General features: G+C 72.7%; 11 protein-coding genes. 3 read left to right on the top strand and 8 right to left on the bottom strand.

The window, feature by feature from the left end; translation table 11 throughout:
* Positions 1–211: 211 nt before the first annotated feature.
* The 4 genes from BLW63_RS23165 to BLW63_RS23150 are packed head-to-tail and all read right to left on the bottom strand — an operon-like array spanning position 212 to position 4,677.
* A complete protein-coding gene (locus tag BLW63_RS23165; protein ID WP_211517258.1) occupies positions 212–1,429 on the bottom strand; it encodes a (Fe-S)-binding protein in 1,218 nt (405 codons plus the stop codon).
* Positions 1,426–2,808: an FAD-binding oxidoreductase gene (locus BLW63_RS23160; RefSeq protein ID WP_091161572.1), complete on the bottom strand. Its 1,383-nt coding sequence runs from the start codon at positions 2,806–2,808 to the stop codon at positions 1,426–1,428. Before BLW63_RS23160 ends, BLW63_RS23165 begins: the two co-directional genes overlap by 4 nt.
* Complete coding sequence (locus BLW63_RS28235) at positions 2,805–2,918, bottom strand: LUD domain-containing protein (protein WP_280140568.1); 114 nt, start codon at positions 2,916–2,918, stop codon at positions 2,805–2,807. Before BLW63_RS28235 ends, BLW63_RS23160 begins: the two co-directional genes overlap by 4 nt.
* Positions 2,919–2,964: 46 nt before the next feature.
* A complete protein-coding gene (locus BLW63_RS23150; RefSeq protein WP_091161569.1) occupies positions 2,965–4,677 on the bottom strand; it encodes an L-lactate permease in 1,713 nt (570 codons plus the stop codon).
* 385 nt (positions 4,678–5,062) lie between these two features.
* Here BLW63_RS23150 and BLW63_RS23145 point away from each other — a divergent pair, with 385 nt between their 5' ends.
* Both BLW63_RS23145 and BLW63_RS23140 read left to right on the top strand, forming a co-directional pair.
* Positions 5,063–5,314: a hypothetical protein gene (locus tag BLW63_RS23145; protein WP_139263761.1), complete on the top strand. Its 252-nt coding sequence runs from the start codon at positions 5,063–5,065 to the stop codon at positions 5,312–5,314.
* Positions 5,315–5,399: 85 nt separating this feature from the next.
* Positions 5,400–6,956 (top strand): nitrilase-related carbon-nitrogen hydrolase, encoded by a 1,557-nt coding sequence (locus BLW63_RS23140; RefSeq protein ID WP_211517257.1) that lies wholly within the window; start codon positions 5,400–5,402, stop codon positions 6,954–6,956.
* On the opposite strand, the gene BLW63_RS23135 is transcribed toward BLW63_RS23140, so the two are convergent.
* From BLW63_RS23135 to sigJ, 4 genes are all read right to left on the bottom strand, one after another.
* A complete protein-coding gene (locus BLW63_RS23135) occupies positions 6,906–9,179 on the bottom strand; it encodes a winged helix-turn-helix domain-containing protein (protein WP_211517256.1) in 2,274 nt (757 codons plus the stop codon). The two genes, BLW63_RS23140 and BLW63_RS23135, sit on opposite strands and share 51 nt — an antisense overlap.
* Positions 9,180–10,147: 968 nt before the next feature.
* Positions 10,148–10,441 carry a transposase gene (locus tag BLW63_RS27110; protein WP_244522751.1) on the bottom strand — a complete coding sequence of 98 codons (294 nt, stop codon included), beginning with the start codon at positions 10,439–10,441 and terminating at the stop codon, positions 10,148–10,150.
* Entirely contained in the window at positions 10,366–10,911 is a 546-nt protein-coding gene (locus BLW63_RS28230; protein WP_244522750.1) for a hypothetical protein, read from the bottom strand. The genes BLW63_RS27110 and BLW63_RS28230 overlap by 76 nt, the downstream gene beginning before the upstream one ends.
* 380 nt (positions 10,912–11,291) lie before the next feature.
* Complete coding sequence (sigJ, locus tag BLW63_RS23125) at positions 11,292–12,176, bottom strand: RNA polymerase sigma factor SigJ (protein ID WP_091161557.1); 885 nt, start codon at positions 12,174–12,176, stop codon at positions 11,292–11,294.
* Positions 12,177–12,281: 105 nt separating this feature from the next.
* Here sigJ and BLW63_RS23120 point away from each other — a divergent pair, with 105 nt between their 5' ends.
* Complete coding sequence (locus BLW63_RS23120; RefSeq protein WP_091161554.1) at positions 12,282–13,091, top strand: SDR family oxidoreductase; 810 nt, start codon at positions 12,282–12,284, stop codon at positions 13,089–13,091.
* The last annotated feature ends 530 nt before the right edge of the window (positions 13,092–13,621 follow it).

The raw sequence follows: 13,621 nt of genomic DNA, 5'->3' as shown, positions 1-13,621 counted from the left end.
CGTGGCGTTTCCTGCATCGGGCACAGCGCACTGGCGAGCCCGCCGCGGGCCAGGGTGCGGTCGGTGCGGCCGTGGCCGACATGGGGACTCCACGATGCCGTCGATCCCGGTGCCCATGGCGATGTTGGTGACTCGTTCGGGGCTCCACTCGTTGCCCGGTCAACAGCCGACGGGTTCACGCGCCACCGAGGGGGCGTGGCACCGCCGTCGATCAGGCGGACCAGCCCGCCGTGCCACCGCTTGCGCCCCGCCTCCGCGACCCCCGGCGTAGATCGAACCGGACCCGCGGCACCCGCCACCGCCGTCCCCGCGTCAGGGGCCGACCCTCGGCCGCCGCGGCGAGCAGGTCCGCGAGGTGGACGGCGCGGATCGCGCTCTCCCGCCGGCGTAGGTTGGCGTGCAGCTGCTGCTGGCACCCCGGGTTGACCGTCACGACGTAGTCGACCCCGGCGGCCTCGTACGCGTCGAGCTTCGGCGCGAGGATCCGCTTGCTGTCGCGGGGGCGCAGCAGCGAGTAGGTGCCGGCGGAGCCGCAGCAGGATTCGTCGCCCCTGACGGGCACGAAGTCCGCCACGGCGGAAATCAGCGCCCGCGGCTCGGCGAAGACGCGCAGCCCGTTGCGCAGGTGGCAGGAGTCCTGGATCGCCACCCGGGCGCGCCGTCCGTCGATCTTGACCTCCCCGACCGGCGTCGCGCCCGTCTTCGCCAGGTGCTCGGAGAGCTCGTGCACGCGGTCGCGCCCGAGCACGCCCGCGAGGTGCGCCGCGCACCCGCCGGCGGTGGTGACGATCGTCCCGGGCAGCTGCTCCCCGAGCTTCCGGGCCAGCTCCCGACCCTTCTCCGACTCGCCGTTGTGCGCGTGCAGCGCCCCACAGCAGCCCTGCTGCGGGGGGACGGCGATGTCGGGCAGCAGCGTCCGGACCGCCCGGCTGACGCCTGGGAACAGGCCCCGCTCGAAGCAGCCGAGCATCAAGGAGGTCTGCACGGGGACCGCCGCAGTCCGCGCATGCCGGCGCACCAGCCCCATCATCCGCAGCAGCGGTGTCCGCTCCGCCACCATCATCAGCGCCTGCGCCAGCGGTGGCCGGTGTCGGCCTCGCCACTGGTGGTCGCGCCATTCCTCGAGCAGGTCGCCGTACTGCACGCCCGCGGGGCACACCGGCTCGCAGGCCCGGCAACCGAGGCAGAACGACGACTCCTCGCGTAGACGCGGGTCGTCCTCGTCGAGCCGGCCCGTCTCCAGTGCGCGCATCAGCGTGATGCGCCCGCGCGGCGACGAACCCTCGTCCTTGGAGACCGCGTAGGTGGGGCACGCGGGCAGGCAGAACCCGCAGGAGATGCAGCGGTCGAGCAGTTGGGGGTCGAAGATCCCCCGGCCCGGTGGCGTCGCCATGTGCTGCTCGTGCGGCGGGTGCTGCAGGCCGGTCATGATCCCAGCTTCCCCGGGTTGAGGATCCCGGCCGGGTCGAAGGCCGCCTTGATCCGGCGCAGCAGGGCCATCTGGTCGGCTCCGAGCCGTGCCGCGAGGTACGGCAGCTTCGCGGCGCCGACGCCGTGCTCGCCGGTGATCGTCCCATCCATCTCGATCGCGGCGGCGAACACGTCCCCGAACGCCTTGTGCGCCCGGTGGATCGCGGCCTCGTCGCGCTGGTCGACCACGCAGGTCGGATGCAGGTTGCCGTCGCCGGCGTGCCCGAAGGTCGCCATCGGCACCTCGTACCGGTCGGCGATCTCGTCGATGCGGTCGACCATCGCCGCGAGCCTCGGTCGCGGCACGGTCGCGTCCTCGAGCAGCGTCAACGTGCCCAGCCGGGACAGCGCCGGCAGCGAGCACCGGCGGGCCGTGAGCAGCGCCTCCGAGCGGGCGACGTCCTCGGCGAGGGTCACCTCCAGGGCCCCGCTGATCGTGCACTGCTCCCCGATACGGCCGAGGTTGCGGTCGACCACGTCCGCCGGGCCGTCGTCGCCGAAGAGCAGCAGCGCCCCCGCGTCGAGCCGCAGCCCGAGGTTCGCGTACTCCTCCACCGCGCCGATGCACTTGGCGTCGAGGAACTCCAGGGTCGCCGGCACGATCCCGTCGCCGATGATCGCGTCGACGGCGCGGCCCGCTTCCGCGAGCGACCCGAAGTACGCGACGCCGGTGTTGGTGGTGGCCGGCATCGGCAGCAGCGCGACCGTCAGCTCGGTGAGCACCCCGAGCGTGCCCTCGGAGCCGGTGAGCAGCCGGGTGAGGTCGTAGCCGGCGACGTCCTTCCACAGCCGGCCGCCGGTGCTGATCACCTCGCCGGTCGGCAGCACCGCGGTGGTGCCCAGGACGTAGTTGCGGGTGACCCCGTACTTGAGCCCGCGCAGCCCGCCCGCGCAGGTCGCGACGTTGCCGCCCACGGTGGAGACGGTGCGGCTGCCCGGGTCGGGCGCGTAAAGCAGGCCCTGGGCAGCTGCGGCGTCGGCCAGCACGGACGTCGGCACCCCCGCCTCCACACGGGCGAGCAGCTCTCCCGGACTGATCTCGAGGATCCGGTCCATCCGGGTGAGGACGAGCACGATGCCGCCCCGCTCGGGGACGGTGGCCGCGCACAGGTTCGAGCCCGCCCCGCGCGGCACCACCGGCACCCGCCGCTCGGTCGCCAGCCGCAGCAGGGCCGCGACCTGCTCGGTGTCGGCCGGCCACACCACCGCGTCGGGCACGGCGCGGAAGACGGGCGTCGCGTCGCGCGCGTACGGCTCCACGTCGCCGGGGTCGGTGCGCACGTGCTTCGCACCGACGATCGCCTCCAGCTCGGCGACGAGCGTCCGGTCCAAGGTCATGATCGGTCTCCTCCGACGACGATCACCTGCAGGGTGCGCGGGCCGTGCACGCCCTCCACCCGGTCGAGCTCAATGTCGCTGGTCGCCGACGGGCCAGAGACCCACGTCAGCGGACGGCCCGGGGCGAGCCGCGCGACCGCGGCGTTTCCTATCCGGTCACGGCAGCATCCAGGACAGGAGGTTGGACTGGAGATAGATGAGCACGCACAGCACGAGGAGCAGGCCGATGCTCCAGAAGATCGTCTTGCGGAACAGGTCGGCCTCCCGCCCGACGATGCCCACGGCCGTCGCGGCGATCGTCAGGTTCTGCGGGCTGATCATCTTGCCTACCACGCCGCCCGAGGTGTTGGCGGCGACGAGCAGTGTCGGGTCCAGCCCCGCCTGCTGAGCCGCGGTCTGCTGCAGCGTCGCGAAGAGGGCGTTGGCCGAGGTGTCGGAACCGGTGACGGCTGTGCCCAGCCAGCCGAGGATGGGTGAGAGGAACGCGAACGCCGCGCCGGTGCCCGCGATCCAGGTGCCGATCGTGATCGTCTGACCGGAGAGGTTCATGACGTAGGCCAGGGCGAGCACCATGGCCACGGTCAGGAAGGCCCAGCGCAGCTTGACGGCCGTGGCCGCCAGCTCGCGGAGGGCCCGCCCGAGCGGCACGCGGTAGACCAGGGCGGTGACGAACCCGCAGATCAGCAGCAGCGAGCCCGGCGAGGACAACCACGGGAAGTTGTAGACCGTGGACGTCACCGGCGTGCCCGCGGCGCTGAGCACGTTCTGGTCCAGGCCCGGCCACGGGATCTTGACGTCGCGGCCGACCAGGAAGGTCGACAGCGGCGTCCACAGCTTCGCCAGCGAGAACACCACGATGACCAGCAGGTACGGGAAGAACGCCATGAGCACCTTGCTGCGGGTGAGACCCGCAGCGTGCTCGGCCAGCGCCTGCTGCTGCGTCTGCGTCTGCGTGCCCGCCCCTGCCGCCGTCACGGAGCCGGCCTCCTCCCGGTCCTGCGGGCCGGCCTGCTCTACTTCGTGCTCGCCGTGCAGCCGCGCGGCGGCCTCCTCGGAACCCCGCGGGGTCCAGACCCTGAGCGTGACGACCGCCGCGGCGAGCCCCGCTAGCGCGGCGACGATGTCGGTGAGCTCGACGGACAGGTAGTTGGCGGCCACGAACTGGCCGACCGCGAACGTGACACCTACCGACAGCGCCACCGGCCAGGTCTGCCGCAGCCCGCGCTTGCCGTCCACCATCAGCACCAGCAGCGCCGGCACGATGAACGCGAGCAACGGCGTCTGGCGGCCGACGTAGGCCCCGATCTCGTTGTAGTCGATACCCGTCAGCGTGCCCGCGGTGATGATCGGGGTGCCGATCGCGCCGAACGCGACAGGTGCGGTGTTGGCCAGCAGCACCACCACGGCCGCGCGGACCGCGGAGAAGCCGAGCGCCATGAGCATGACGCCCGTGATCGCGACCGGAGCGCCGAAGCCCGCGAGCGCCTCGAGCAGCCCGCCGAAGCAGAACGCGATGATGATCGCCTGCACCCGCGGGTCGTCGGAGATCAGGTGGAACGCGGCACGCAGGTCCTCGAACCGCCCGCTCACCACCGTGACCTGGTAGAGCCAGATCGCCGTGAAGACGATCCACATGATCGGGAACAGGCCGAACACGGCGCCCTGCGTGGCCGACAGGACCGCGAGGCCCACCGGCATGCCGTACGCGGCGACGGCCACGATGATCGCGACGACGAGCGACGCGAGGCCCGCCCAGTGCGCCTTCCACCGCAGCGCACCGAGCAGGACGAAGATCGTCAGCAACGGGAGGAGCGCGACGAGCGCCGAGACGGTGAGGCTCCCGAGCGGGGCGAGTTCCTGCTGGAACATGAGGTCTCCCGGGCGGTGTCGACAAGGACATGCAACTCGGTGCAACCGGCACGTGAGATTTACCTCATAGCCGGCCGAAGGGCCACCTGAGGCGCAAAGCCCGGCCGATGGCCCGTTGCCACCGCGAGAGCCGGAACAGGCCACGCGTGCCCCCTGCCCAGAGATCGACGGCGCGTGTCCCCATGTCGACCTACCGACTCGTCCTCGGCGTCGGGGCCCGAGGTGCGGCAACAGCAGTCGTCCTGCGGAACATGACGTGCGGACCGCTGGGAGCAGCGAGCCGTCCCGAGAAGGGGCTCAGGAGCTACCCGGGGTGGTTCTGCGGGGCGGGTGGTGTGCCCGGCGGGCGGGCCGCGCCACGGTGGTTGCGACGCAGGAGGTCACCGTGGGATCGACGTACTGCCTGGTAGTCACCGACCCGATGCCGTCGGCGGTCATCGGGATGGTGCGGGCTCGCTTCGACGACGCCCGCGTCTCCGCGGGGCCGGCCGGGACGGTGATCGGTTGCTCGCTTCCCGACCAGGCCGCACTGAGGGCGCTTCTGACCCAGGTCTGGGACGTCGGTGCCGGGGTCCTCCTCGTCGCCGTGATCCGCAGCAGCAGCGAGAGGAGTCGACATGTCCACGATCAGCGGTGAAGCGGTCGCCACGTCCGCCGGTACGGCGGCCCGGGACGGAACGCGCCCAGCGCTTCCACCGGCCCCGGTCGTCAGGCGGCCGTGGGTGTGGCTGCTCCTGGGTGCGGGACTGCTGCCCTTCGCGAACATGCAGACCCTGGTGCCCCTGGCGGCGTGGGTGGCGCCCGTATTCCTGATGCGTTTCACGCGCAGCCAGCGGCCCTCGACCGGGCTCTTCGTCGTCACCGTCGCGACGTCCCTGGCGCTGCTGGTGGCCCTGCGAGACGAATTCTTCCCCGTCGAGACCGGTATCGAGTACTACGCCTTCGTCGCCCTCCTCGGCCTGGGTGGCGCGGTGCCCTTCGCGGTCGACCGACTCCTGGCCCCGAGGTTGACCGGCCTGCCGCGCACGTTGGTCTTCCCGGCAGCCGTGACGACCGCGGACTTCGTCGGAGCGATGACCAGCGCCTACGGCACCGCCGGCAGCACGGCCTACTCCCAGTACGCCGGCCTTCCGCTGTTGCAACTGGTGTCCGTCACCGGGATCTGGGGTCTGACATTCCTGATCAGCTGGCTGGCGCCGGTCGTGAACGAGGTCTGGGAGCGTGGTCGGGACGGCTCACGGCACCGGGCTCCGACCGTGGTGTTCGTCGCGACGCTGGCTGCGGCTCTGCTCTCCGGTGGGGCGCAGCTGGCGTTCGCCGCGCCGGCAGCCGACACGGTGCGGGTGGCCGCCCTCGCCCCCGATCGGCGGCTGTCCGACCAGGCCTACGCGGCTCCGCCGCTGACCCCTGGGGATCCAGCCCAGCGCGCCGCTGTCCGGGACGAGTACTTCCGACCCGTGCTGGACGAGCTGTTCGAGCGCTCCGAGCGCGAGGCCGAGGCCGGCGCGGAGATCATCGCGTGGTCCGAGGCCGCAGCGCGCACGCTCGAGGAGGACCAAGCCGCCGTCGTGGCGCGCGCGGCTGACCTGGCGCGGGAGCACGAGGTGTACCTCCAGGTCTCGATGATCGTCCAGCTGGCCGACGCCGGCGACGGAGCGGACGGCGCAGCGGTCAACGAGAACCACGCCGTTCTGCTGGATCCGAGCGGCGCGGTCGTCTGGGACTATCTGAAGGCCAGGCCGACGCCCGGTGACGGGCACGAGGCCGGCCCCGGCGTCGTCCCGACGGTCGACACGCCCCACGGCCGGCTGGCCACGATCATCTGCCAGGACGACTTCTTTCCCGGGCTGGTCCGCCAGGCGGGGCGGGCCGGGGTGGACATCCTGCTGGTGCCGTCCAGCGACTGGCGCAGCATCTCGGCGTGGCACGCCCAGCAGGCACCCTTCCGGGCCGTCGAGAACGGCGTCGCACTGATCCGTCCGACGCGCCAGGGGATCTCGTTGGCCACCGACGCGCAGGGCCGCCTGCTCGGCCACAAGGCCGACTACTTCACCGCCACCGAGCAGACGCTCGTGGTGTCCGTGCCGACTCAGGGTTCGACCACCTGGTACGCCCGCTCGGGCGACACCGTCGCCTTCGCCAGTGCCCTCGGCCTGCTCGTCCTGACCGGGGCGGGCTGGCGCTCCCGGCGGCGCCAGGGCGAGGCTGCGGCTGCCGTGGCGACCGGCTCAGACCAGGCCGAGCGCCCTGCCCCGCTCGACCGCGTCGCGGCGGGATGAGGTGCCGAGCTTGCGGTAGAGGCTCTTGGTGTAGCCCTTCACGGTGTTGACGGACAGGAACAACGCAGCGCTGATATCGCGCTGGGTGGCCGGTCCGGACAACGCCTGCAGCACCGACAGCTCCCGGTCGGTGAGGTCCTCGTGGAGGCGGCCGAGGCGCCGTGCGGCCCGCACGGCGCCTCGGCCGAGCCGTGTCTCGACAGCCTGCAGCTCCGCCGCCGCCAGCGGCCGGATCGGCGCCGCGTCGGCAACCTCGCGAGCGCGGGTGGCCGCCTCGCGCGCGCCTCGGCGGTCGCCGGCCGCGAGCTCCACCTCGGCCAGGCTGCTCAGCGCCCGGACCAGTTCCAGGTCCCGCCCCCAGACGTCGGCGAGCCGGACCGCGCCGCGCAGCCGGCTCCGCGCGAGGATCAGGTCCCCACGGGAACGCGCGAGGCGGCCCTGGACGAGCCGGAGCCAGGTGACCGACGAGGCGGCGGCCTCCCCCCACGCGCCCTCCACGGCGTCGGCGGTGGCCGACACCTCGTCGCAGACCTCCTTCGCCACCTCGACATCGCCCACCTGGAGGCGGTTCAGGGCCACGAGGCCGGCGGTCTGCAGCAGCGCTGGGGTCGGCAGCAGCGCGCGCGAGGGTCGCTGCCACGCATCGGTCAGCAGGGCGACCGCGTCCTCGTAACGTCCGGCCCGCATGTACGCGCTCGCCAGCGCCGCACGCGCGAGGACGTAGCCGGGTCGCCCGGCATCGGCCTCGAGCTGCACGGCGCGAGCGCCCTCGACGAGGTCGGCGGAGGACCGGTCGCCCTCCTCGTGCCCGTAGGCGGCCCGCATCGTCAGCAGCAGGGCGCGGGCGCTCCGCCATCCGTCGACGGGCGGCGTCCGGTCCCCCACGAAGGGGTCGGCAGCGTCGCACCAGTGGCGCACGCGGTCGAACCGACCGCTGAGCACGGCGGCGTACGCGAGCATCACGTACACCTCGGCGTCCGGGGGCCCTCCCGCCGCGACCGCCTCCTCACCCAGCCGCAGGTAGACGGCCGCGGCACCGGACTCGAAGAACCACGCCTGCGACGACCGCAGCAGCGCCATCGCCCGGGCGATGTCCCTTGCGGCGATCAGCAGCCGGACGGCCTCGTCCGTCCGGCCCTCCGCCGCGTACCAGTCGGCCGCCCGACCCAGCAGCAACGGCACGGCGTCGGGATCGGTGGCCTCCAGCTCCCGGCGCAGTACGTCGCGCAGGAGGCTGTGGCACCGGTACCACCGACGAGCCGGGTCGAGCGCCGCGACGAAGAGGCTTGCCTGTTCGAGGTTCCGCAGGATCCCGGCCGAGCCGCTCCGCCCGAGCACGGCGTCGCAGAGTGGACCCGACAGCCGCCTCAGGACGGACATCCGGACGAGCAGATCGAGCTGCGCCGGGTCCAGGCGGTCCAGGACCTCGGTCGCCAGATAGTCTAGGATATGGCGGTCGTCGCCGCGGAGCCGGGACACCGCGGCCTCCGGCTCGCCGGAGCCCCGGACGGAGAGCGCGGCGAGCTGCAGCCCGGCCGCCCAGCCCTCGGTGCGTTCCCACAGCTGCGCCGCCGAGGCCGGCGGCAACCGGGATCCGCCGACCGCGGCGAACAGGTCGGCGGACTCCTCGAGGGTGAAGCGCAGGTCGTCCGCCCGGATCTCGGCGAGCTGACCGCGTGCCCGCAGCCGGGCCAGGGGCAGTGCCGGGTCGGCTCGCCCGGCCATCACCACACGCAGGGACGGCGGCAGGTACTCGAGCAGGAACTCGAGCCCCTCCCAGACCTGGCGGTCGTGCAGGACGTGGACGTCGTCCAGGACGAGCACGTACTGGGCCGAGATGGCGGCCAGGTCGTTCAGCAGCGTGGGCACCGCGACGGTCACCGGATCCACCGCGGGAGCGGATAGTGCGGCCAGCGCCCTCGCGCTCACCGTCGCGTCTAGCGCGGACAGCGCCGTCAGTGCATAGGCCCAGAACCGGACCGGCTCGTCGTCCGACCGGTCGAGCGACACCCACGCCGTGCACAGCCGCTGCTCGGGCTCCCTCGCCCACTGCGCCAGAAGCGTCGTCTTGCCCCAGCCGGCGGGGGCCACGACGGCGCACAGCCGTGCTTCCCGGGCGGCGCGGAGCCCGTCGTGCAGCCGCTTCCGGCGCACTGCCGCGGGTCGTGGAGGTGGGACCGCGTGCTTCACCGACAGCAGTGGCGAACTCGGTGGTCCGGTCACGACGCCTCCTGACAGGCACCGATACTGCCAGCCCCCGGGCTCGCCGGACAGATCCCGGTGGGCGGTTCGCGACGAGGCGCGACAGTCCGGGGGAACCGCCTCGGGAAGCCACCGGAAGGTCAGCGGACACGGGCCGCGACCCGGCGTCGGGAGGCCGAAGGCGGTGACGGCGAAGGCCAGTCACAGCACAGCGAGCAGTGCGAAGCCGATGTGCTTCAGGCGCGCGCGGGGCGTTGGGGGAGCACCAGCCACCGGTGAGCTGGCTGCCCGACCTGCGGCACACCGGTGCGGCTTGCTGCTGGCAGCCTGCGAGCCAGTCAAGGTGGCCTCCGAGCCGCTCGGCCACGCCAACGCGATGATGACGCTCACCGTCCACCAGCAGCCCCACCCCGGTGTGGGTCGCCAGGCGGCGGACCGTTTAGCCGTGCTGCTCAACAACGGTGACGCTGATAGCGCCAGGCGCCGCCGAGTATCGCGGCGGCATCAGAGGCCCGCTCTCACCTGGCCCCCAGAGGGAGCCACCCCAAGTTCCTGACCTACAGGAACGCCAGGGTGGACTGTGTCCGAGGGGCGACACGCTACATGCGCACACGCCTGTCGAGTCGACAGAGCCAGGTGGTCGAGCGAGCTTACGACCCGTGGAGTGGCTGGGTGCGCTCCCTATGAAGACGGGGGCCGGGGTCAAGCGGGGTTCTTGGTGCATCCGTTCCCGTTCGCGGCAAGGGTTGATTGCCGTCGGTGAGAAGCGGGTCCAGGTGGAGCGCCCGCAGCCGCGCAGCGGCGAGGACGAACGACCTGGAGGCGGGGCGAACCGGCGGCAGCATCGCTGCGCCGCCGACGGGGAGGGATCGGCGTTGCGCGCGTGGGTGGGGCCCGCTCGGGTCGGCGGGAGCCGGGCTCATCTCGCTATCGCCTCCTCGTCGGGAGGACCAGGCCGGATGGGAGGGACTTCGCTCCGGTGGCGCATCTCAGTCGAGGGCCGTCCATGCGGCCAGAGCGCAATGCGGGGCGCCTGCCGGAGCGAAGGGCCTTCTCGTGGTGAGCATCCACCAGGTGGCCTCGGCGAGCTTGCGGGCGATGTCGACGCGGGCGACCTTCGCTTCGCGCTGCGTACCGAGGCGGGTCTGGGTGCGCTGGTAGCGCTCGGCGTAGACCGGGTGGCGGGCGGCGTGGGTGGCCGCCTCGATCAGCGCCCAGCGCAGGTACTTCGGGCCGTTCCTGGCCAGCTCCCCGCGCCAGTCATGCCCGCCGGGCTGATCCACCGCCGGGCACAGCCCGGTGTAGCCGACCAGCTTCTTCGGCGTGGAGAACCCCGGCCGATCTCGCCGATCTCGGCGGCGATGGTGTAGCCGAGCACCCACCCGATCCCGGGCGCGCTCATCAGCAACGGCACATACCGATGATCGGCGCCGAAGATGCGCAGCGCGGCCTCGCAGTCGTCGATCTGCCCGTCCAGGAGGTCGATCAGCTCGAGCGCCACGGCCACATCGGCCGCCCACGGCTCGGGCAGCTGCAGACTGTCCAGCAGCCGCCGGCCGGCGGCGCCGAACAGGTCCGAGACCGGGCAGGGATGGCCGAACGTCAGCAGGGTGGCGGGAATGCGGTTCTTCAGCGCGGTGCGGTGACGCACCAGGTGCAGCCGCCACCGGGCCCGCTCCCGCTCGGCGCGCACCGCTGGGTCCGGCAGCCAGATCGCCGGCACCAGATCGCGGCGGGACAGCTCGGCCGGCACCCACGCGTCGATCCTGTCGGTCTTGCAGGCCAACGGCGCAAAAGCCCTTGACCAAGCCCCGCGTCGGCGATCTCCACCGCCCAGCCGCGCAGCTCGAGCGGGTCATGGACGAAGCGGGCGCCGTTCATCGACTCGATCGCCGCCGCCACCGGCCCACCGAGCTCGTCGACGCGGTGGGCCAGCGAGGCCAGCCCACCGGCGTCCGGCGCCGCGGTGGTCACCGCCAGCGGCGCGCCCGCCTCGTCCATGACATGCACATCCAGCCGAGTCCTGCTCAGGTCCAACCCAACGTGCAACATGAGGACCGGGCCTCCTTCCGTTCCGCTCGCCGGCTCTCACCGCAAGCGTGATCCGGGGGGAGGCCCCCGTCTTCATCGCATTCAGTCGTCGAAGGCGTCCATCTCCAGCCCTTCCAGTCGGTCCCGGTCAGCGAGCACGTCGATCGCGACGATCCTCCCGCCGCTCACGGTGAAGGCCATGACCGACAACGGCCGGCCGTGCGCCGTGACGACGACCCCTGGAGTCCCGTTGACCAGCGCGGGCCGGGCGAACGGGGAGAGCCGGCCGAAGGTGACCGCCTGCTCGGCCACGGCCCGGGCGCCGGTGATGAGGGTGGTGAGGCGGGCGGGGCCGCGCCCAGCGTCGGACCGGAGCACGACGTCGGGGTCGAGAACGGCCACGAGGGCCTCGAAGTCGCCGTCGCGGGCGGCGGCGAAGAAGGCGTCGACGACGCGGCGCTGGCGGGGGAGATCCGGGTCGGGTGCCGGCGCCTGCCCCCGGACCCGGCGGCGCCCGCGGCTGGCCAGCTGCCGGGCCGCCACCGGGGACCGCTCGATCATCAGGGCGATCTCTTCGAACGGCACCGCGAACATGTCGTGCAGCACGAAGGCCAGCCGTTCGGTGGGGGTCAAGGTGTCGAGCACCACCTGCAGCGCCAGCCCGACCGAGTCGGCCAGCAGCACCTCGTTCTGAGGATCGAGGCCGGACTCCGGGCTGACGATCGGGTCGGGCACGTGGAGGTCGAGCGGCACCTCGCGTCGCTGCTCGCGGGAGCGGAGCTTGTTCAGGCACACCCGCGCCACCACCGTGGTCAGCCACGCCTCGAGGTTCTGCACGTTGCCGGTGTCGGCGCGGTCGAGGCGTAGCCAGCTGTCCTGCAGGGCGTCCTCGGCCTCGCTCAGCGACCCGAGCATCCGATAGGCCACGGCTCGCAGCCGCGGCCGGTGCGCCTCGAAGCGCTCGGTCAGCCACTCGCGGTCGTCCATCGCTGTCACGTTCCTCTCTCGTCGGGTGTCACAGAAGTGACCCGCGAGGACGCGTGGTCGTGACAGGGAGGACGGACTCCCGAAGTGGACGAACACGGAGGAACCATGAGCGCACCCATCCTGGTCACCGGCGGCACCGGAACGCTGGGGAGCCACGTCGTCCCGTTGCTGCGGGCGGCCGGGCGGGACGTACGGGTCCTGAGCCGGCACCCCCGCGAGTCGAGGAACGGCATCGAGTACGTGGCCGGCGACCTGCTGGACGGCGAAGGGATCGACCGGGCCGTGGCAGGAGTGAGCACCCTGCTGCACCTCGCCGGCGGGCCGAAGGGTGACGACGTCGCCACCCGCAACCTGGTGCGAGCGGCGGCAGGCGCCGAGGTGCGGCATCTCGTGTACATCTCGGTCATCGGCGCCGACACGGTCCCGCTGGGCTACTTCCGCGCGAAGCTGGGCGCCGAGCGGGCCGTGGCCGGCTCCGGCCTGCCGTGGACCGTCCTGCGCGCTGCCCAGTTCCACGACCTCGTGCTGACCGTCGCCGAGAAGATGGCGAAGCTGCCGGTGGTGCCGGTTCCGGGCGGGCTGCGGTTCCAGCCGGTGGACTCCCGGGAGGTGGCGGCACGGCTGGTGGACCTCGCCCTCGGTCGCCCGGTTGGGCGGGTGGCCGACCTCGCCGGACCCCAGGTGTACGGGATGGGGGAGCTGGTCGGCAGCTACCTGCAGGCACGTGGCAAGCGCCGGCCGATGATGCCGGTGCGGATGCCCGGGAAGGCGGGCCGTGCCTACCGGGCGGGCGTCAACCTCTCCCTGGCCGGTGCCGACATCGGGAGCCGCAGCTGGGAGGAGTTCCTCGCCGAGCGGCTGGCCCCGGACCGGCAGATCCGGCCCGCCGATCGTCTGGCGACGTGCGACTCCTGACCGCGGTCGGCATGAAGGCCCTGCGAAGCTCCCCCGGGCGACGTTCGCCCGGGGGAGCTGCCCGGCCGTGCTGTCCACATCGGTGTCCGGGCGCTGAGCGGCGCTGCCCCGGGAGTTGACTCGTCCGGTGCCCGGCGGTAGGCCTCAGTCGCGTCTGCTCGACCGTTCGGCAAGGTGCGACGGGCACGACTGGCGAAAAACGGCGTCCGGTCGCGCATGCGCCCGTTGATGTTCGTCTTCTGGACGGGGCCCGCCACCGCCCTGGCACGCGGCTGGGACGAGATCCGCAGGGGCCTCGCTGACGAAGCGGCCCGGCAGAGTGAGAGGCAGAACAGTGTTGATCCGTCGTGAGCTGCCCGGTGACGAGTCCGCGATCCGTCGGGTGCACGCCGACGCTTTCGCTCCGCACTACCAGGGCGAGCCGCCGGTCGAGCCACAGCTCGTCGACGACCTCCGCGCCAGCGGCGCCATCTCGACGCTCTGTCCCTGATCGCGATGGCCGACGGCGAGATCGCGGGCCACGTCTGCTG

Source organism: Geodermatophilus africanus (assembly GCF_900107105.1).
Taxonomy (GTDB): domain Bacteria; phylum Actinomycetota; class Actinomycetes; order Mycobacteriales; family Geodermatophilaceae; genus Geodermatophilus; species Geodermatophilus africanus.
Note: the sequence above shows the minus strand (reverse complement) of the source record. Positions and strands in the feature narration are given on the sequence as shown.